The organism is Myxococcales bacterium (genome assembly GCA_016717005.1).
Taxonomy (GTDB): Bacteria; Myxococcota_A; Polyangia; order Haliangiales; family Haliangiaceae; genus UBA2376.
Window position 1 is genome coordinate 67,690 of the sequence record JADJUF010000001.1, and the last position, 17,843, is coordinate 85,532.

Annotated in this window: 14 protein-coding genes; 3 read left to right on the plus strand and 11 right to left on the minus strand. The window is 75.4% G+C overall.

Annotated elements, in window-relative coordinates; all coding sequences use genetic code 11:
• Positions 1 to 302: 302 nt before the first annotated feature.
• The 3 genes from IPL61_00280 to IPL61_00290 form a co-directional block, all read right to left on the minus strand.
• On the minus strand, positions 303 to 950 hold the full coding sequence (locus IPL61_00280; GenBank protein ID MBK9029776.1) for a sigma-70 family RNA polymerase sigma factor: 648 nt from the start codon (positions 948 to 950) through the stop codon (positions 303 to 305).
• Between the two features lie 605 nt (positions 951 to 1,555).
• Positions 1,556 to 3,067: an NAD(P)H-hydrate dehydratase gene (locus IPL61_00285; protein ID MBK9029777.1), complete on the minus strand. Its 1,512-nt coding sequence runs from the start codon at positions 3,065 to 3,067 to the stop codon at positions 1,556 to 1,558.
• A gap of 130 nt (positions 3,068 to 3,197) precedes the next feature.
• Positions 3,198 to 4,520, minus strand: coding sequence for a hypothetical protein (locus tag IPL61_00290; protein MBK9029778.1), 1,323 nt, complete (start codon positions 4,518 to 4,520; stop codon positions 3,198 to 3,200).
• Positions 4,521 to 4,755: 235 nt separating this feature from the next.
• Here IPL61_00290 and IPL61_00295 point away from each other — a divergent pair, with 235 nt between their 5' ends.
• The gene (locus IPL61_00295; GenBank protein MBK9029779.1) at positions 4,756 to 5,856 is read left to right on the plus strand and encodes a hypothetical protein; all 1,101 of its coding nucleotides are present in this window, start codon (positions 4,756 to 4,758) and stop codon (positions 5,854 to 5,856) included.
• A 92-nt stretch (positions 5,857 to 5,948) separates the two neighbouring features.
• Here the strand turns inward: IPL61_00295 and IPL61_00300 are convergent, their stop codons facing one another.
• On the minus strand, positions 5,949 to 6,230 hold the full coding sequence (locus IPL61_00300; protein ID MBK9029780.1) for a hypothetical protein: 282 nt from the start codon (positions 6,228 to 6,230) through the stop codon (positions 5,949 to 5,951).
• Here IPL61_00300 and IPL61_00305 point away from each other — a divergent pair.
• Positions 6,220 to 6,858, plus strand: a complete 639-nt coding sequence (locus IPL61_00305; protein MBK9029781.1) for a hypothetical protein — start codon at positions 6,220 to 6,222, stop codon at positions 6,856 to 6,858. The two genes, IPL61_00300 and IPL61_00305, sit on opposite strands and share 11 nt — an antisense overlap.
• Before the next feature lie 192 nt (positions 6,859 to 7,050).
• On the opposite strand, the gene IPL61_00310 is transcribed toward IPL61_00305, so the two are convergent.
• The 6 genes from IPL61_00310 to tilS all read right to left on the minus strand — a co-directional run bounded on the left by IPL61_00310 (position 7,051) and on the right by tilS (position 15,183).
• The gene (locus tag IPL61_00310; protein ID MBK9029782.1) at positions 7,051 to 8,409 is read right to left on the minus strand and encodes a phosphoglucosamine mutase; all 1,359 of its coding nucleotides are present in this window, start codon (positions 8,407 to 8,409) and stop codon (positions 7,051 to 7,053) included.
• 163 nt (positions 8,410 to 8,572) lie between these two features.
• Positions 8,573 to 9,520 (minus strand): hypothetical protein, encoded by a 948-nt coding sequence (locus IPL61_00315; GenBank protein MBK9029783.1) that lies wholly within the window; start codon positions 9,518 to 9,520, stop codon positions 8,573 to 8,575.
• Positions 9,517 to 10,383: a TIGR00159 family protein gene (locus IPL61_00320; GenBank protein MBK9029784.1), complete on the minus strand. Its 867-nt coding sequence runs from the start codon at positions 10,381 to 10,383 to the stop codon at positions 9,517 to 9,519. Before IPL61_00320 ends, IPL61_00315 begins: the two co-directional genes overlap by 4 nt.
• Positions 10,384 to 10,919: 536 nt before the next feature.
• The gene (gene folP / locus IPL61_00325) at positions 10,920 to 11,810 is read right to left on the minus strand and encodes a dihydropteroate synthase (GenBank protein ID MBK9029785.1); all 891 of its coding nucleotides are present in this window, start codon (positions 11,808 to 11,810) and stop codon (positions 10,920 to 10,922) included.
• Positions 11,811 to 11,919: 109 nt separating this feature from the next.
• On the minus strand, positions 11,920 to 13,893 hold the full coding sequence (ftsH, locus tag IPL61_00330; protein ID MBK9029786.1) for an ATP-dependent zinc metalloprotease FtsH: 1,974 nt from the start codon (positions 13,891 to 13,893) through the stop codon (positions 11,920 to 11,922).
• 93 nt (positions 13,894 to 13,986) lie between these two features.
• Positions 13,987 to 15,183, minus strand: a complete 1,197-nt coding sequence (tilS, locus tag IPL61_00335) for a tRNA lysidine(34) synthetase TilS (protein ID MBK9029787.1) — start codon at positions 15,181 to 15,183, stop codon at positions 13,987 to 13,989.
• 66 nt (positions 15,184 to 15,249) lie between these two features.
• On the opposite strand from tilS, the gene IPL61_00340 reads away from it, so the two are divergent.
• Positions 15,250 to 16,899, plus strand: a complete 1,650-nt coding sequence (locus IPL61_00340; GenBank protein MBK9029788.1) for a hypothetical protein — start codon at positions 15,250 to 15,252, stop codon at positions 16,897 to 16,899.
• Positions 16,900 to 17,043: 144 nt separating this feature from the next.
• Here the strand turns inward: IPL61_00340 and rnc are convergent, their stop codons facing one another.
• Positions 17,044 to 17,757 carry a ribonuclease III gene (gene rnc / locus IPL61_00345; GenBank protein MBK9029789.1) on the minus strand — a complete coding sequence of 238 codons (714 nt, stop codon included), beginning with the start codon at positions 17,755 to 17,757 and terminating at the stop codon, positions 17,044 to 17,046.
• Positions 17,758 to 17,843: the final 86 nt, after the last annotated feature.

Genomic DNA, 17,843 nt, shown 5'->3' on the forward strand with positions numbered 1-17,843 from the left:
GCCACTGATCCGGCGTCAGAATATCGACCACTTTGTTTACATACAGTAAACATATTATACATACTGACTAAATCGAGTACGGTCTCGATCCAGCCGCGATCGAGATTTCCGACCTGGGCGAAACTCTGATCATCCTTGGCGAGGAGCCGCGGTGGCGCAGCCGCTCACGCCGCTCTGGCACAGCCGCTCACGCCGCGGTGGCGCAGCCGCTCACGCCGCGGTGGCGCAGCCGCTCACGCCGCGCTGGCGCAGGCGCTCACGCCGCGCTGGCGCAGGCGCTCACGCCGCTCTGGCGCAGCCGCTCACGCCGCCTTCCGCAGGCCCCAGTCGCGCGCGGCGTAGTCGGTCAGCTCGCCCTCGAGCTGCCGGCGGGCGCGGAACAGCCGCGACATCACCGTGCCGATCGGCACCGCCAGATCGTCGGCGATGTCCTTGTAGCGCTGCCCGGACAGGTCCGCGCGGGCGACCACCTCGAGGTAGTCGGGCCCCAGGCCGGCCAGCGCGGCCTTGACCTCGTCGGAGAGCTGGTCGGCGGTGAGCGCCTCGGTCGGGTCGGCGGCGTGGTCGTCGGCGGTCCCGTAGACCGCCATGCGGGTGTCGCCGGGCCGCTCGGTGGCGAAGCGCTGGTGGCGGCGGCGCTTGCGGTAGATGTTGATGAAGCTGTTGGTGAGGATGCGGTAGAGCCACGCGCGGACGTTGGTCCCCTCCTCGAAGCGGCCCCACGCCACCATCGCGCGGAGCAGCGTCTCCTGCACCAGATCGCGGGCGTCGTCGGGGTTGCGGGTCAGCCGAAGCGCCGCGGCGTACAGCTCGCCGGACATCGGCAGACACGCCACCTCGTAGGTCGGGTGGGCCGGGCAGCGCAGGCTGCGCGGCGCCGCCTCGGGCCGGCGGCGGATCTCGGAGCGGGCGGGGACAGCGGCAGGCTTGGTGGCGGGGGTGCGCGGCATGAGGAGCGTTAAGAGCAACCCCGATGCCACTCGCAAGATATCGGAACATAAAGAGATTGGATCGCGCGGCGCCCAGGAGACACACGCCGCGTCTCAATCGAGACGCGGCGACATCCGGCCCGCGCCCGCCGATCGGCTGACACCCGACCCGCGCGCCGGCTCCCGATCGGCTGACACCCGACGCCCGCGCCGGCTCCCGATCGGCTGACACCCGACGCCCGCGCCGGCGCCCGATCGGCTGACACCCGGCGCCCGCGCCGGCTCCCGATCGGCTGACACCCGGCGCCCGCGCCGGCGCCCGATCGGCTGACACCCGACCCGCGCGCCGGCTCCCGATCGGGCCGGCTCCCGATCGGCTGACCCCCGGCGCCCGCGCCGGCTCCCGATCGGCTGACACCCGACCCCCGCGCCGGCTCCCGATCGGCTGACACCCGACCCGCGCGCCGGCTCCCGATCGGGCCGGCTCCCGATCGGCTGACACCCGACGCCCGCGCCGGCTCCCGATCGGCTGACACCCGACCCGCGCGCCGGCTCCCGATCGGCTGACACCCGACCCGCGCGCCGGCTCCCGATCCTGATCGACCCGGCGTCGCCGGATCCCCACATCACCCGGGGTCAGCCAGCGCCGCCGCGATCGCCTCGGGCAGATCCGACGCCACCCCCCCCAGGCCCAGCCGGAGCGCGAGGGCGTCGCCGGCGGCGCCGTGGACATAGGCGCCAAGCGACGCCGCCACCCGCGGCGGGTGACCGGCCGCGAGCAGCGCGGCGATGACCCCGGTGAGCACATCGCCCGAGCCCGCGGTGGCGAGCGCCGGGCCGCCGGTCGGGTTGATCGCGATCGTGTCGCCACCTGCGGCGCCGTCGCACACCAGCGTGCGCGGGCCCTTGAGCAGGACGACCGCGCGCGTCGCCGCCGCCAGCGCGCGCACCGCCGCCGGACGATCGGCCTCGATCTCGCGCGGGGTCACGCCCAGCAGGCGCGCCGCCTCGCCCGGGTGCGGCGTCAGCACCACCGGCCCGCGCGCCTGCGCCACGACCTCGAGGCGACCGACCAGGTGCCCCAGGCCGCTCGCGTCGATCACGCACGGCACCGCCGCCGCCAGCGCCGCGTCGAGCCAGGCCCGGCCGCGGGCGTCGTCGAGCATGCCCGGGCCGATCGCCAGCGCCTGCTTCCCCGCCGCCAGGGCCGCGACGTCGGCCGCGGTGGTCGGCGTCGCGGTCATGATCGGATCGGGCGCCGCCAGCTCACCGTCGCCGGGCCCGGCCAGGGTCACCACCCCGGCGCCGGCGCGCAGCGCGGCGATCGCGGTCAGGCGGCCGGCCCCGCGCTTGCCCGGCGAGCCCGCGACGACCAGCACGTGGCCGCGCCGGTTCTTGTGCGCCAGCGGATCGACCGCGCGCCGCCAGCCGGCGACGTCGCTCGGCTCGACCAGCGCGGCCCGCGGCGCCAGGGCCGCCAGCACCGTCGGCGGCACGCCCACGTCGACGGTGATCACCCGCCCGGCCGCGGCGCAGCCCGGCGCGATCGCCAGCCCGAGCTTGGGCGCGGCCATCGTCACGGTGACGTCGGCCTGCACCGCGACGCCGCGGGCGTGGCCGGTGTCGGCGTCGAGGCCGCTCGGCACGTCGATCGCGATCCGCCGACCCGGCGCGGCGTTGATCGCCTCGATCACCGCGGCCAGGTGGCCCTCGATCGGCCGGGTCACGCCGGTACCGAACACCGCGTCGACCACGATCGCGGCCCGGGCCAGCGCGGCGGTCAACGTCGCCAGCCCGGCGCCGTCGAGCGCGTCGAGCGCGACGCCGGCCGAGCCCAGGTACGCGCCCAGGTGCACCGCCGCGTCGCCGCCGATGCGCGCCCGCGGGACCACGACGTACGCGACCGCGTCGACGCCGGCCGCGCGCAGCACCCGGGCCACGACGAAGCCATCGCCGCCGTTGCCGCCGCCGCCGCATACGACCGCCACCGGCCCCGGGCGGCGCGCGGCCTCGTCGGCCACCACCGCCGCGACGCCCCGCCCCGCCGCCTCCATCATGACCACGCCCGGCAGCCCGACCTCGCCCATCGTGGCGGCGTCGAGCGCCCGGGCCTCGGCCGCGGTGATCACTGGTTGCATCGCGACGACGATCGCGCCTGGTGCCCACGCCGTCAACCCGGCGCGCCGACCGCCCCCGACCGACCTCGCGCGACATCCTCGCGCGCTGCCCCGATCACCTCATGCAGCTCGACGACACCGACCTGCGGGCTCAGCGGGTGCCGAGGTGGCCGCTGACCAGCGCGAGCACGCGCGCGGCCAGCTCCGGCGTCGGGGCCGCAGCGCCGTCGAGGCGCGCGTAGTACGAGCGGGCCGCCTCGGCGCTGAGCTGGAGCGAGAGGTGATCACCGAGCGCCCACGCGCGCGCGGCCGACCCGCCCGCGATCCAGTCGCCGCGGCCGCCGCCGCCGATCTCGTACAGCTGGGTGTGGGCCGCGAAGCCGGCCAGCTGCACGCCGGGCACGCCGCGGCGGGCCTCGAGCGTGGCGGCCAGCCGATCCTCGATCGCGAGCGCGCCGTCGACGGTGGGGTAGGCGTCGCGGGTGTAGCTCGCGCTCCACGTGAAGTCGTCGCGGTGCTGCGCCGCCGACACCGTCCCCCGCGGCGTGAACACGTCGCGCTCCTCGTGCAGCTCGTCCATGCCGTCGGCGCCCGCGGTGCGCCGCACGATGCTGCCCATCGCCAGGCCGAACTGGAAGCTCATCGAGACGCCGGCCCCGACGCGCAGGTTGTCGAGGCGCCCGAAGTCGAGGCCGCCGACGGTGAGCTCGTGCTCGCCGGCGGAGGCCGTGCGCAGGAACAGGCCCAGGATGGCGAGCTCGTCGGCCGGGATGTGGACCACGGCGTCGGGCCGGCGCGGATCACCGGTGATGATGGTCTCGGGGGACGTGATGCGCACGCCCTCGACCGAGAAGCCCCACGTGGTCTGGTGGGCGTCGCCCTGCGCGGTCGCGTCGACGTCGACGTGGTACGGGAACAGCGCCGACGCGTACGGCAGCGTCGCGTCGCGCCCCTCGAAGATCGAGCCGTCGATGCGCACGCTCTGGCCGGTGTAGTGGCGGCGCAGCAGGGTGCGGCGCGCCGCCAGCGACGGCTGCACGTCGTAGGCGACGTGGTGTTCGATCGCGAGGCCGGGCGCGGCCACGTCGACGACGTCGTTGCGGAACAGGCACACCGAGGTGGTGACGTCGGCGCTGCGGTGGCGGGCGTCGCCGTCGGCGACGGCGTAGACCGCGCCGCGCGCGCGCAGGTAGCGGCAGCGCTCCGAGATGCCGGGCGTGGCCAGCTGGCCGCCGACCATCACGGTCTGGGCGCGGCCGCCGCGCTCGGCGGCGGCGGCCGCGCTCGCGAACCCGCCCGCGCTCCAGCCGGTGTGGGGCGCCAGCGCCGCCATCGTGGCCCGGGTCAGCTCGACCTCGTACGACATCGGCGGCAGCGGCGGCGCCGCCGCCGGTGTCGAAGGTTCGACGGGTTCGTCGGCGAGCGCCGCGCGGGCGAGCGCGATCACGAGGACATGGACGGGCCAGGAGCGCATCGGATCCCGGTGGAGCAATGGTCGTACCAGGGCCGACGCCGCTGTGAGGCCGCGCTTCTGCCCGACGTTCACCACCCGCCCCTTCGAAGCGCGGCCCAGGATGCCGCCCCCGCGCGGCGTCGCCAGGAAGGCGCACACCACGTCGAGCTCCTCGAGCGAGATCGCGCCACCCTCGCCCTGGCCGAGGTCGTCGCGGTCCGGCTTCGCGGCTTCGAGATCGGGGTAGGCTCAAGCGATGGTGGCATCGCGGGTCGTCTGCGGACTCGTCCTCGGCGCGGTCGGATGTGGAACCAGATCGACGCGCCCCACCGCCGCCGACCGAGCGCTGACCAGCGTCGACGCCGGCGGTGACTCGGGGCGCCGCGCCGTCCTCGATGATCGCCGCGACGCTGCCGCGGAGCCCGCCGATCTGCCCACCGGCTCGGTCGAGATTCCTACGGGGCTGCCCGCGTGCCTGTGGCCGCGGCCGGCGTGGTACGGCTCGCTCAGCGTCACCCGCGACGGCGCGCCGTTCGCGATGGTCCTCGAAGAGGACGCCGATCTGCTCGCGCCAGCCATCGCCGGTGGCATGGTGGCGCGCCTCGCCCGCTCGCACCTGCACGTCACGGCGTGGGTCCACCAGCCATCGCTCTACCTGGCGCGCGCCACCCCGTTGGTGGAGGTGGTGTATCCGCGCTCCGATGCGCGGCTGGGGTGGCGCGGGCTCGGGCGGACCGGCGGGCTCGAGGTGTCGCTCGATGTGAGCGCGACCTTGGCAGCGCCGACCGAGGTCACGGCCGAGCTCCCGTGCGATCGCCTCTCGCCCACCGCGGTCCACTTCGCGCCGCCCGTCGCGCCGCGCGCGGCCGCGCCGCGCCTGATCACCAGCGTCCCCGCGCCGCTCTCCGCCAAACCCCGTGGGGCCGTGGTCGCGACGCTGCGCGCCGACATCGCCGTCGCGACCGGGCGCCGTCGCGGCAGCTACACGCAGGTGTTCGCCGACGGGATCGATCACCTGGTGACCGGGTGGATCCCCTCGCTCATGTTGTCGTCGGGTGTTGTCGGATCCGGCTACGGCATCCACGGCGAGCCCGGACGGTACGGCGCCAAGGTCACCGTGCCTGCACCGCACCGCGGGAGCTGCGCGCGCGCCGTGCCGATCTTCGTCGAGCACGCCGGCGCCCGCACCGAGATCGGCGAGCTCGCCGCTGGCGCCGTCCTCCCCGAGCGCATCGGCGACGCCGACCGCAACGGCGTCGTTGCGATCGAGCCCTACGGGCGACAATGGCTCAAGCTCGAAGATGGCGCGCGGCTGGTGGCGCGCGTCGTCGACCTCGACGCGTGTGTCCGCCCCTGACCCACCCGTCGCGCGCACCGCGGCAGGCTCGGCCGTCGCTGATCGTCAGTGCGCATGTTGTGGCCTGACCTCGGCGTCCAGCGCGCGCTCGCTCAGCTGTGGGCCCCGGCGGCCGCGCGCTGATCACCGGCAGCCACGACGTCAACAGGTACGACGAGCACACCCACGTCCACCTCGGCGGGCTCGCCGAGTCCGGATTCTCGATCGGCGCCGCCAACTTCTCCGGCGGGCTCGCCGATCTGAACACGCTGCTCGGGTCGGTCGACGAAGCCGCGGTGTTCGATCGCGCGCTGCGGGGCGCCGAGCTCGCTTCCCGGCTCGGGACAATAGCCAGCCCCCCTCGGCTGGACCAAGCTCGAGGGCATGGCGCTCACGGCGGCTCGGTGGAAGACGCTGCGGCGGAAGACCGTGACCCGCGACGTCGAGGTCGAGGACCTCCTCGAGGTCGCGCGCCTCGGGAGCCGCGCCGATGCCGCGGGGCTGCGCGCGCTGGCCGCCGAGCACCGCTGGTCGCGCGGCCGCGGTGGCCACGGGCGGCGCCCGCCGCTGGGGCGCTGGGCGGACGTCGTCTGCGCCTTTCTCGAGCGCGGCGCTCCGGGGCTCGACGCCATGCGCCGACGGCCCGGCGGGCTCGCCTTCTGCTGCGGCCTGCTCGCGCGGGTCCAGACGCCGGCGAGCGTGGCGTGGCTGGCCCGCGCCGGCGCGCGCGCCGCGACGCGGGCCGACGCGCGCGCGATCGCGGACGCGCTGAACCTGATCTGCTCCTTCAAGGCCGCGCCGGTGCTTCCCCCCGCCGCCGCTGCGCTCGCCCGGCGCTTCCTCCACCGTCAGCTGACCCGCGACCCGTCGCCGCACGCGCGGGCGTCGGCGATCTGCGCGCTGCGGGGCATCGGCGACCACACGTCGCTCCCGCTCATCGCGGCGGCGCCGCCGCTGCCCGCGATCTATCGCGGCGTCGACCGACTCGCCGTCCGCGCGATCACGAAGCGGAGCCGCCGCTGAGCGGGCGCGGCGACGATTGCGCTCAGCTCGCCCCGCCGGCGTGACGCGCAGGCCACGTGGGATCGTGGTGAGGGATGGCTGCACGTCTCCGGCCGGGCCGACGCCCTGGCAGCGCAGCAGCCAGGCCCGGCGTCCGCATCCGCGCTGCCAGCCCGCGTTCATCGGTCTCGCGCGCCGGCGCAGGTCCGGCGGTCAGGCCCGGCAGGCCGCGACCAGCGCGTCGGCGATGCTGTGGGCCTGGACGCGGATGGCGTCCTCGTCGGGGCCCTCGATCATCACCCGGGCCTTGGCCTCGGTGCCGCTGTAGCGCACCAGCACCCGGCCGTCGTCGCCGAGGTCGCGCTCGACCGCCCGGATCAGGTCGCCGACCGCGGCCAGCTCCTCGAGCGGGCGCTTGCGATCGACCTTGACGTTGACCAGCACCTGCGGCGACCGGGTCATCACCTGCGCCAGCTCCGACAGCGGCTTGCCCTCGCGCACCATCACCGCGAGCACGCGTAGCGCCGCGATGATGCCGTCGCCGGTCGTGGCGTGGTCGAGGAACACCAGGTGGCCCGACTGCTCGCCGCCGAGGTTGTAGCCGTGCCGGCGCATCTCCTCGACCACGTAGCGATCGCCGACCTGGGTCCGCACGACCTTGCCGCCGGCGGCCTTGACCGCGCGCTCGAGGCCGAGGTTCGACATGACGGTGGTGACCAGCGTGCCCTTGGCCAGCCGGCCCTCGGCCAGCATCCGGGTCGCGCACAGCGCCATGACCGCGTCGCCGTCGACCACCGCGCCGTGCTCGTCGCACAGCACCAGGCGATCGGCGTCGCCGTCGAGCGCGACGCCGACGTGGGCGCCGTGCTCGCGCACCGCCCGGCTCATGTCCTCGGGGTGCAGCGCGCCGGCCTTCTCGTTGATGTTCTTGCCGTCGGGCTTGGTGTTGATCGCGATGACCTTGGCGCCGAGCTCCTCGAACACCGCCGGGCCGACGCGGTAGCCGGCGCCGTGGGCCCCGTCGACGACGACGGTCAGGCCGTCGAGCGTCAGGTCGGCCGGGAACGTGGCCTTGCAGTAGACGACGTAGCGACCGCGCGAGTCCTCGATCTTGCGGCTGTAGCCGACGTCCGAGGACCCGGCCCGCTGGCCGTCGAGCTCGGGCGACTCCATCAGCGCCTCGATCTCGGCCTCGACGTGATCGGGCAGCTTGAACCCGTCGCGGGCGAACAGCTTGATGCCGTTGTCCTCGAACGGGTTGTGCGAGGCGCTGATGACCACGCCGGCGTCGCACCGCATCGACGAGGTGATGAACGCGATGCCGGGCGTCGGCAGCGGCCCGGTGACCCAGACGTCGGCGCCCATCGACACGATGCCGGCCGCGAGCGCGCTCTCGAACATGTAGCCCGACAGCCGGGTGTCCTTGCCGATGACGATCCGGGTGTGCCGACCGGGCTGGCGCAGCCGCGCCGCCACCGCCATCCCCAGCCGCATCACCGTGGCGCCGGTCATGGGCTCGAGGTTGGCGACCCCACGGACGCCGTCGGTTCCAAACAGCCTGCGTTGTGCCATGGCCGTGCGTAGCACGACGCCCCGCCCCGACGGAACCCGGCCGCGCCCGACGCTCACTTGGTCCGGGTGACCCGGACCTCGGCACGCCGTCGACCGCGCCCGCGACCGCGACCACGTCGCCGGCGCTCGCCTGCGCGGCACGGGCCCCGGGCGCGCCCGACGCTCACTTGGTCCGGGTGACCCGGACCTCGGTCGGCCGCACCACCACCTGCACGCCCGATGGCACGCCGTCGACCGCGACCTCGACCACGTCGCCGGCGCTCGGCTTCTCGGCCACGCGGGCGGTCGGGTGCACGCCCGCGGTCAGCAGGCGATCGATCGCGTCGCGGGGCCCGGTCAACTCGACCTCGACCAGGGCCGGGCTGAGCGCGAGCTTGGTCGGATCGAGCGGCTCGCCGACCGCGATCACCCGGGCCTGACCGGTCCAGCGGCCGGTGATCGGCACCGCCACGGCGACCGTGCCCTTCCAGTCGATCTCGACCCAGCGCGGCGGGATCAGCGCGGCCTCGGTCTGGAACGTCCGGCTGCGGCCGTCGATCGGCAGATCCTGGGTCCGCACCTGGCTCATCGCCGAGATCACGCCCTCGGGGCCGCGCACCTTGACCCGGCTGGGCTCGACCCGGACCTCGCCGGCGAACACCGCGTAGCCGAGCTCGGGGCGACCGACCAGGCTCGGCGCCACGTCGACCTCGCGCTCGATCCGGTTCTCGAACGCGACCAGCACCGCCTGGGGCGTGACCGACGTCACGACCAGCCCATCCGGCGCGTCGATCAGGTCCGGCGTGATCGGCACCTCGCCGCCGCGGACCTTGGTGACGTCGAGCGTGACCCGATCGAGCTCGCGCTCGTCGAAGCGCTTGATCCGCCGCCACGGCCCCTTGATCGTCACCTTGACCTCGTCGATCCGCTCCGACACCAGCACCTTGCCCTCGGGCAGCACGTACGCGACCCCGACCCGCGCGGTGATCTCGCGCTGCTCGTCGGAGCCGACCAGCAGGAACACGGTCGCGGTCAAGAGCGCCGCCAGCACCTTCACGCCGAGGTGCTCGACGAACATCGACCGCAGCCAGCCCATGCGGGCCGGCGGGCGCTCGGCCTCGCGCGGGGTCACGGGCCCCCCAGGGCGCGCTCGCGTTGCCCCAGCGACGCCACCGCCGACCCGATCTCGGCCGCCGCGACCACCTCGTGCGCGCCCGCGCTGAGCAGCTCGTGCAGGGCCCGGCGCAGGGTCGCGGGATCGAGATCCCGGGCGATGTGGCCGCGGTAACAGATCGACACCTGGCCGCGCTCCTCGGACACCACCACCGCGATCGCGTCGGTGTCCTCGGTGATGCCCAGGGCCGCGCGGTGGCGGGTGCCGAGCTCGGGGCCCAGCTCCGCCGCGCGCGACAGCGGCAGGAGCGCCCGCGCCAGCTCGATGCGCCGGCTCTTGCCGATCACGACCGCGCCGTCGTGGAGCTCGTTGTCGGCCGCGGGCACGAACAGGGTCACGAGCAGCTGCCGCGACAGCCGGGCGTCGAGCCGGGTGGCGTCGTCGACGAAGTTGGCCACGTCGCCCTCGCGCTCGATCACGATGATCGCGCCGCGCCGGGCCCGGGCCAGCTGCGCCACCGCGGCGGTGACCTCGTCGACCAGCTCGCCGGCGTTGTCGCCCTTGCCGCGCGGGATGACGCCCTGCCCGATCCGCCCGAGCGCGCGGCGGATGTCGGCCTGGAACACGACGATGACGATCAGGATCAGGTAGTTGATGACGTTGTCGAGCAGCCACGACACCGCGGTCAGCTCGAGCCGGCGGGCGGCGTAGAAGCCGGCGCCCACGAGGACGATGCCGACGACCATCTGCGCGGCGCGGGTGCCGCGGATCGTCAGGAGCGCCCGGTAGATCAGGAAGTAGACCAGGGCCAGATCGATCACGGTCACCCACGCGGGGCGCGAGCCGAGGCGATCGAGGATCGAGGTCAGGGGTCCAGTCATGACGCGCGGCGCTCGGCGCCTTTTACGTTGCTACACGCGCGCGCCGACCATGGCAACGAAACAGTGCCGCGACGGTGCGTTGATCGCAGGTGCGCACGCGGCGACGCGCCGGTGGCGAGGCGGCGACGCGGTGGCGAGGCGGCGGCGAGGCGGCGACGGGGTGGCGCGCCGGCGGCGCGGCGGCGGGCGGGGGGGGGGGGGGGGGGGGGGGGGGGGGGGGGGGGGGGGGGGGGGGGGGGGGGGGGGGGGGGGGGGGGGGGGGGGGGGGGGGGGGGGGGGGGGGGGGGGGGGGGGGGGGGGGGGGGGGGGGGGGGGGGGGGGGGGGGGGGGGGGGGGGGGGGGGGGGGGGGGGGGGGGGGGGGGGGGGGGGGGGGGGGGGGGGGGGGGGGGGGGGGGGGGGGGGGGGGGGGGGGGGGGGGGGGGGGGGGGGGGGGGGGGGGGGGGGGGGGGGGGGGGGGGGGGGGGGGGGGGGGGGGGGGGGGGGGGGGGGGGGGGGGGGGGGGGGGGGGGGGGGGGGGGGGCGATGGTGACGCGGCTCACCCGCCCGCGACCGCGCGGAAGGCGGTCAGCGCGGCCCGCACCCGGCCGACGGCGTGGACCCGGACGACGTGGGCGCCGGCGGCCACCGCCGCGAGGCAGGCCCCGATCGTGGCGTCGTCGAGCGCCGCCTGCCGCGCCGCCGGCTCGGTCGGCAGCGACGCCTCGCCCAGCACCCGGGCCAGGAACCGCTTGCGCGACGGGCCGACGACGATCGGGCGGCCCAGCGCCGCGGCCAGGTCGCCGGCGCGCGCCAGCAGCGCCAGGTTGGTCGCGGCGTCGGCGCCCTTGCCGACGCCGATGCCCGGATCGACCATCGTGCGCCGCGCCAGGCTGGCGGGCAGCGCCGCGAGCCGGGCGCCGAGCTCGTCGCGGACCTCGGTCCAGGCGGCCGGCGCCTCGGCCGCGAACACCTCGGCCAGAGTGCGCCCGCGCAGGTGCCCGAGCACGTAGCCGACCCCGGCGTCATCGGCGACCGTGACGATGTCGGGGTCGAACAGCCCGCCCGAGACGTCGTTGACCAGGTCGGCGCCGGCGGCGATCGCGGCCCGCGCGACCTCGGCCTTGGTGGTGTCGATCGACAGGAGGGCGCCGGTCGTCGCGGCCAGCCCCATCAGCACCGGCACCACCCGCGCCAGCTCGACCGCCGCGGTGACCGGCTGGGCCCGCCAGTTTGTGGCCTCGCCGCCGACGTCGAGGATGTCGGCGCCCGCGTGCCACAGCGCCTGGCCGTGGGCGATCGCGGCCGCGGCGTCGGCCAGCTGGCCGCCGTCAGAGAACGAGTCGGGTGTGACGTTGACCACGCCCATGATCAGCGGCTCGTCGAGCGCGATCGTCCGCGCGCCGCACGGGTTGCCGCGGGCGCGGATCGCGAACGGCGGCAGGCTCATCGGCCACCCCGCGGACCGGCGCCCCGCCCCACCTCGCCCAGCGCGGCCAGGGTGACGCCCGGCGGCTCGGCCTCGCCCGCTGGCGGCTGCGCGCGCACCCGGCCCGGCGCTAGACCGGCTCGGCGGCCACCGGCGGCATCACCGCCGGGCGCTTGTCGTCGCTGTCCTTGGGCGGCGGGGCGTCGGCCGGCTTCTTGCGCGACACCGGCAGCGGCCGGGTCATCGCCTTGCCCGACAGCAGCACGTCGATGTCGTCGCCGTCGATGGTCTCGTAGTCGAGCAGCGCGTCGCTGACCCGCTCGAGCTCGCCGCGGTGGTGGGTCAGGATCTCGGTGGCCCGCTTGTACTGGTGCATGACGATGCGCCGGATCTCGGCGTCGATGCGCTGCGACGTGTCCTCGCTGTGGCGCTCGCCCGAGGCGAAGTCGCGGCCCAGGAACACCTCCTGCTTGCCGCCGGCGAAGTTGAGCGGCCCGAACTCGTCGGACATGCCCCACTCGGTGACCATCGACCGCGCCAGCTCGGTGGCCCGCTCGATGTCGTTGCCGGCGCCGGTGGTCTTCTGGCCGAAGATGATCTCCTCGGCGACCCGGCCGCCCATCAGGATGCAGATCGTGTTCTGCGCGAACTCGCGGGTCATGCTCAGCCGGTCCTCGACCGGCAGCTGCTGGGTCAGGCCCAGGGCCCGGCCGCGCGGGATGATCGTGACCTTGTGCACCGGGTCGGCCTCGGCGCCGACGAACCGCGCCACCAGCGCGTGGCCGGCCTCGTGGACGGCGGTGGTCCGCTTCTCCTTGTCGGAGATGATCATCGAGCGGCGCTCGGCGCCCATCAGCACCTTGTCCTTCGCCTCCTCGAAGTCGACCATGTCGACCTTGTCCTTGTCGCGGCGCGCGGCGATCAGCGCCGCCTCATTGACCAGGCTCTCGAGATCGGCGCCCGAGAACCCGGGCGTGCCGCGGGCGATGACCTCGAGGTCGACCGACGCCGACAGCGGCACCCGGCGGACGTGGACGTTGAGGATGCCGATCCGGCCGCGCAGATCCGGCCGCGGCACGACGATCCGGCGGTCGAAGCGGCCCGGGCGCAAGAGCGCCGGGTCGAGCACGTCGGGGCGGTTGGTCGCGGCGATGATGATCACGCCGTCGTTGGACTCGAAGCCGTCCATCTCGACGAGCAGCTGGTTGAGCGTCTGCTCGCGCTCGTCGTGGCCGCCGCCGAGGCCGGCGCCGCGGTGGCGGCCGACCGCGTCGATCTCGTCGATGAAGATGATGCAGGGCGCGTTCTTCTTGCCCTGCTCGAACAGGTCGCGGACGCGGCTGGCGCCGACGCCGACGAACATCTCGACGAAGTCCGAGCCCGAGATCGAGAAGAACGGCACGCCGGCCTCGCCGGCGATCGCCCGGGCCAGGAGCGTCTTGCCGGTGCCGGGCGAGCCCATCATCAGCACGCCCTTGGGGATGCGGCCGCCGAGCTTGGTGAACTTCTTGGGGTCCTTGAGGAACGCGATGATCTCCTCGACCTCCTCCTTGGCCTCCTCGACGCCGGCCACGTCCTTGAACGTGATGCGGTTCTGGCTGTCGGTCAGGAGCCGGGCCTTGGACTTGCCGAAGCTCATCGCCTTGCCACCGCCCGACTGCAGCTGCCGCATGAAGAAGAAGAAGATCGCGATCAAGAGCAGCATCGGCAGCCACGACAGCAGCAGCTGCGGCCAGACCGAGCCCTCCTCGCGCTTCTCGATCTTGTAGGGGATGCCCGAGGCCTTGAGCGCGGCGATGTCCTGCTCGCTCCAGGTGCCCTGGACCACGGCCTTCTCGGTCTGGGTGCGGTAGGTGATGACGAACTTGGCGTCCTGGTGCTCGCCCGGGGTGACCCGGATCAGCTCGATCGCCGAGTCGGCGTCGGGCTGGCCGGCGGCCTTGCGATCGGCCCGGGCCTTGGCCTCGTCGGTGAGGATCGCGTTGAAGGTCCTGGCGTCGATCGTCTTCTTGCTGCTCGAGGAGTCGGTGAACATCGAGTAGACGCTCACGAACACGACGATCAGGATCAGCCAGATGAGGATGGTCTTGGTGGACTGGCGCAAGGGACGAACCGCCTAGGCGTCGGGACGACGCTCGTGGGCGAGTATACCCGGCCAGCCCTCCCCGACCACCCACGGATCGTCGAAAGGACCTGACTATTCGGGCAGGTCGGCGCGCACGACGATCGTCGTCTGCCACGCCGGCCCGACGTGCTCGGCCCAGGCGATCGCCCCGCTGGCCGCGATCACGACCCGGGCCCCGGCGCGGAGCCCGCGCGCCACCTTGAGGTCGCCGTACAGATCGGACAGCTTGCGCGAGCCGCCGCGCAGCCGGGCCGGCCGCATGCGATCCCCGGGCTGCCACGGACGGATCTGGTAGGGCCCGTCGGGGCCGAGCGCGCGCAGCGGCGGGGCCGCGGCCGCGGGCCCGGCGATCACCAGCGCGTCGTAGATCCGCTCGACCCGGCCGCCCGGGAGGTCGAGGCCGCGGGTGCCGGCGGTCGGCGCCCGGGCCAGCTCGAGCACCGCGACCACGGCCGCGTGCTCGTAGCTGCGGCCGTGCCGGGCCAGCCACCCCGCGATCACCCGCCGGGCCAGGGCCGCCGGCGCCGCGGCCAGCGGCGCGCACCCCAGGCGATCGTCGGCGTCGACCACCGCGGCCTCCACCGCCGCCACGGCCGGCGCCAGGGCGACGCGATCGTCGGCGGCCTGGGCCGCGAGCTGGGCCAGCGCCCGCTCGATCTGCGGGTTGCGCGCCGCCAGCGCCGGCACGATCTGCTGCCGCAGCCAGACCCGCGTGAACGCCGGATCGTCGTTCATCGGATCGTGCCAGGGCGCGAGCCCGAGCGCGTCGACGTAGGCGCGGATCGCCGCGCGCGGGTGCACCAGCAGCGGCCGGATGAACGGCCCGCGCCGGGGCGCGATCGCCGCGAGCCCGTCGGGGCCGGTGCCGCGCACCAGCCGCAGGAGCACGGTCTCGGCCTGATCGCTGGCGGTGTGGCCGGTGGCGATCAGCTCGTCGCCGGCCAGCGCCACCAGCGCCTGGTCGCGGGCGCCCCGGGCCTGGGCCTCCCACGACGGCCCAGGCGGCACCTCGATCGCGACCACCGCCAGCGCCAGGCCCCGGGCCGCGGCCCAGGCCCGGACGTGCGCGACCGCCGCGGCGCTGGCCGCCGCGCCGTGATCGACATGCAGCAGCCGGACCGCGCTCGCGCCCAGGTGGGCGACCGCGGCGTCGGCCAGCACCGACGAGTCGGGGCCTCCGGAGAACGCGACGTCGAGCCGGCGCCGGCCGTGGCGCGCCAGCTCGGCGGCGACGGTGGCACGGATCGCCGCGACCTCGGGAGCGCTCACCCGGCCAGGATACAGGCGCCGCCGGCGAGTTGCGCTGGGCCCGGCGCGCCACTACGTTGCGCCGACGTGACAAGACCCGACGACGCTGGCCCCCTCGCCTCCCTGCGCGCGCAACTGACCGGGCCCCGCGGTCGGGCGCGGGTCGAGGCGCTGCTCGAGGCCGACGATCCGGCCGCCGCGGTCGCGGCGCTGGCGCCCAACGCGATCCACGAGCTCGTCGTCGACGTCGGCCTGGCCGAGGCCGGCGAGCTGCTGGCGCTGGCGACCCCGGCGCAGATCCAGGGCTGCTTCGACCTCGAGGTCTGGGATCGCGATCGGGTCGACGTGGCCCAGGCCCGGCCCTGGCTCGCGGCGATCCTCGACCTCGGCTTCGAGAAGGTCGGGGAGGTCTGGCACGGGCTCGATCCCGAGTGGCGGGCCCTGTTCATCGCCGCGCACACGATCATCTACGACCTGACCGGCGGCGAGGATCCCGATCACGACTACGAGTACGCCGACGATCCCGATCCGCCCCCGGTCTGGTTCACGCCCGACGGCGCGTTCGCGATCCGGCTGCTCGGCGGCGACGATCAGGCGCGGCTGATCATGGCGCTGGTCGACGATCTGTACCGGGCCGACATGGCCCTGGCGCGGCACACGCTGCTCGCGGCGCGGTCCGAGCCGGCGGCGTCGCTCGAGGAGACCAGCTACCGCTGGCGCTCCGGCCGGATGGCCGACCTCGGCTACGTCGACTTCTACGAGGCGCTCGAGCTGTTCGCGCCGCTGGCGGTCGAGCAGTTCGCCGCCGAGGCCCCGGCCACGACCGAGGTCCTCGACGACGCGCTCGCGCTGCCGCTGGCGGTGATCGAGCAGCTGGTCGCCAAGACCTTCCTGGCCCAGGTCTGGGATCGGGCGGCGACCGACGCGCCGGCGGTCCACGCCCGCCTGCAGCAGGCGCTGGTCACGCTGGTCAACAAGGTGCTGTCGGCGGCGCGGGTCAAGCCCGGCGACGCGACCGCGCTGGCCGGCGCCGCCGAGTACGCGACCGCGACCGTGTCGCTCGGCCTCGAGTCGGTGGCGCGCGGCGACGTCGCGCGCGCGGTCGCGCTCTTGCCGACGGCGTCGCTGACCCGCCTGCACCGGGTCGGCTACACCGTGACCTTGCGCCTGGCCAAGGTCGCCGCGGCGCTGGCGCCCCGGGCCGCGACCGCCGACGACGTCGCCCAGGCGATGGTCACCGCGCTCAACGGGCCGCGGCCGTGGTTCGCGCGCGCCGCCGACCAGCCGCCGGGCGTCGGCGTGCGCCCGTTCGAGTCGACCGCCGATCTGCGGCGCGCGGCCGAGGTGCTGGCGGTGCTGGCGCTGCGGATCGCCGTCGCGGAGCGGCTCGGGATCGTGCTGACCGGCGGCGCCCGCGCCGAGGACCGGCCCCCGCTCGACGCCTACGCCCGGACCGCGCTCGCGCGCTGGCTGGCCGCGGGCGCGCTCGCGCCGCAGGCGCTGTCGATGGCCGAGCTGCGGGCCGCCCGGGCCGCCCTGGTCGCGGGGGTCGATCGCGCCGCCGCGATCGCCGCGGTCCAGGCGCTGCTCGGCGACGATGGCGGCCTGTCGCCGAAGCTGGCCGAGGTCGTCGACGGCTGGCTGGCCGACCTGGCCGAGACCGTGCTCGCCCTCGACCTCGACGACGCGGTCGACGGCCGCTTCGTCGACGGCGTGCTGATCGCGACCGAGGCGTGACCCCCGGGCGCACGGGCGCGCGTGAGGTCGAGCGGGGCGCGGCGCCCCACGGTCGTGCCGTCGGCGCGCGCCGCTGGATCGCCCCGGCGCGGGGGCGCCACGGCGCACGCGCCGCCACGCGTCGACGCGGCGGGAGCGCTGACGCTACGGTGTGCCGGCGCCCTTGCCCTCGAGCTTGAACGCGGCCGCGGCCGCCGCGTTCTGATCGGCGGCCTTCTTCGAGGTGCCCTCGGCCCGCGCGTACAGCTCGTCGCCGATCCACACCTCGACCACGAACTGCTTGGCGTGATCGGGCCCGATCTCGGCCACGACCTTGTAGACCGGCGGGCGCTTGAGCCGGGCCAGCGCCATCTCTTGCAGTCGGGTCTTGAAGTCGTAGAAGCCGGTGTGCTCGACGTTCTCGATCCGGTGGGCCAGCAGCCGCTCGACCATCTCGGCCGCGGCCGAGTAGCCGCCGTCGAGGTAGACCGCCGCGATCACCGCCTCGAACGCGTCGGCCAGGATCGAGCGCTTGGTGCGGCCGCCGCTCTTGTCCTCGCCCTTGCCCAGGCGCAGCCACGTGCCGAGGCTGAGCGACGCCGCGACCTCGGCCAGGCCGGCCTCGCTCACGACCTGGGCCCGGGTCACCGACAGCTCGCCCTCGCGCAGCTGCGGGAACCGGGTCATGAGCCGGTGGCCGACCACCAGATCGAGCACGGCGTCGCCGAGGAACTCGAGCCGCTCGTTGTCGCCGCCGACGGCCTCGGCGTGCTCGTTGAGCCACGAGCTGTGGCGCAGCGCGACGTCGAGCGTGGCGCGGTTGCCGAAGTGATAGCCGAGCACGACCTCGAGCGCGCTGAGATCGGAGGGGTCGGACACGCGCGCACCATAGCAAAGCCCGGGCGCCGGCCGCGCCGCCGCGCACACGCCGATCGCGCCCGGGCGCCGGCTCCGGTAGACTCCCG

Excerpts from the sequence above, each read along its gene's own strand:
- IPL61_00280 (MBK9029776.1), bottom strand. The coding sequence starts at position 950 with ATGCCGCGCACCCCCGCCACCAAGCCTGCCGCTGTCCCCGCCCGCTCC.
- IPL61_00285 (MBK9029777.1), bottom strand. The coding sequence starts at position 3,067 with ATGCAACCAGTGATCACCGCGGCCGAGGCCCGGGCGCTCGACGCCGCC.
- IPL61_00290 (MBK9029778.1), bottom strand. The coding sequence starts at position 4,520 with ATGCGCTCCTGGCCCGTCCATGTCCTCGTGATCGCGCTCGCCCGCGCG.
- IPL61_00295 (MBK9029779.1), top strand. The coding sequence starts at position 4,756 with ATGGTGGCATCGCGGGTCGTCTGCGGACTCGTCCTCGGCGCGGTCGGA.
- IPL61_00305 (MBK9029781.1), top strand. The coding sequence starts at position 6,220 with ATGGCGCTCACGGCGGCTCGGTGGAAGACGCTGCGGCGGAAGACCGTG.
- IPL61_00310 (MBK9029782.1), bottom strand. The coding sequence starts at position 8,409 with ATGGCACAACGCAGGCTGTTTGGAACCGACGGCGTCCGTGGGGTCGCC.
- IPL61_00320 (MBK9029784.1), bottom strand. The coding sequence starts at position 10,383 with ATGACTGGACCCCTGACCTCGATCCTCGATCGCCTCGGCTCGCGCCCC.
- folP (MBK9029785.1), bottom strand. The coding sequence starts at position 11,810 with ATGAGCCTGCCGCCGTTCGCGATCCGCGCCCGCGGCAACCCGTGCGGC.